Here is a 1586-nt window from a genome sequence, read left to right as displayed (position 1 = left end):
GAGCAACGTGGCCGACTCACGCCTGAGCATCTCGGTCAGATGCGTCATGAAGACAGTCGGCGCATCGACCAGGGTGTATTTCGCCTGGTTGGCCGCTTCGCGCTGGCTTTCCTCGATCCACAGCGCCGGCAGTCCGTACGTCGGGTCGCGGGTCGGCTCACCGGGCACCGACTTGATGTCGCCCGCGGGATGAATGGCGAGCAGCCTGTCGGCGCGAGCCTCACCCTTTCCGACCAGCACGCCGTCGAGATGAATTTCGTACCTGTCGGCCGATAGCCGCGCCGAATCCTTGAACCGGACACGTGGCAGCACCAGGCCGAACTCCTGCGCGTGCTGCTTGCGGAAGCTCGCGACACGCTCCATGAAAACGCTGCCCGGCTGATTGATCAGCGGCACCCAGTTGCTGCCCAGGTGAACCTCGATCGGCTCCACTTGCAACTGAGCGTACGGATCGTCATTCGTGGAAGCAGCTGCGCCAGCCGCCGCCGTGATTGGCGCCTCTCCCGCGGCGCCCCTCGGAGCTCCGGCATCCTTCGCGCCTCCGGCCTTTGCCTTGGCAGCGCGGTAAAGCATGGTCGCGGCCAGCAGGAAGCAGGCGGTCAACGCGAGCGTCGGCACGGCGGGAATACCCGGGAGCACCAGCAAACCTCCGAGTGCCATCGCCACGAGAAGAAGCGTCTTGGGAAACGAGCTGATCTGCCGCAAGGCCTCTCTGCTCAGATTTGCATCGGACGCGGAACGGGTGACGATGATGCCAGTCCCGACGGCGATTACGAGTGCCGGCACCTGCGTCACGATGCCGTCGCCGATGGTCAGCAAGGTGTACGTCTGCAGCGCCTGGCCCCAGGGAAGGCCGTGCTGCATCACGCCGATCACCAAGCCGCCGATGATGTTGATCAACAGGATGATGATGCCGGCGATCGCATCACCCTTGACGAACTTGCTGGCACCGTCCATGGCCCCATAGAAGCCGGCTTCTTTTTCGAGGTTCTTGCGGCGACGTTGAGCCTCGGCCTGGTCGATGAAGCCCATGTTGAGGTCGGCGTCGATACTCATCTGCTGGCCCGGCATGCTGTCGAGCGTGAACCGGGCGGCGACTTCAGACACCCGCTGGGCACCGCTGGTGACCACCACATACTGCACCACGATGAGAATGAGAAAGACGATCAACCCGATGACGTAGTTCCCACCGACCACGAAAGCACCGATTGCACCGATCACACGTCCGGCATCGCCATCCGAGAGGATCAGCCGGGTAGCCGCCACATTGAGCGACAAACGAAACAAGGTCGCTATCAGGAGCAGCGAGGGAAAGGTGGAAAACTCCACCGGTCTGGCCATGTAGAAGGTCAGCAGCAGCACAAGAAATGCGAAGCTGAAGTTGCTCAAGATCAAAAAGTCGAGCAGCCCGCTGGGTATGGGTGCAAAAAGCACCACCAGCACGCCGAGCACGAGCAGCACCAGCGCAATATCGCTGTGTTTGCCGAGAGTGCGTGCCAGCGCGTTCATGAAACCGTTCCAGCGCCAACGCGACCTTGTCGCTGCTCGCGCATCGCGAACACCCAGACGATGATGCGGGCGACCTG

General features: G+C 62.4%; 1 protein-coding gene. It reads right to left on the bottom strand.

Annotated features, from left to right (window positions below; translation table 11 throughout):
• On the bottom strand, nucleotides 1-1509 hold a 1509-nt coding region (locus J2X92_RS29495; RefSeq protein ID WP_307581442.1), incomplete at its 3' end, for a flagellar biosynthesis protein FlhA.
• Nucleotides 1510-1586: the final 77 nt, after the last annotated feature.

Origin of the sequence: Variovorax paradoxus (assembly GCF_030811855.1) — a bacterium.
Lineage (GTDB): Bacteria > Pseudomonadota > Gammaproteobacteria > Burkholderiales > Burkholderiaceae_C > Variovorax > Variovorax paradoxus_L.
Note: the sequence above shows the minus strand (reverse complement) of the source record. Positions and strands in the feature narration are given on the sequence as shown.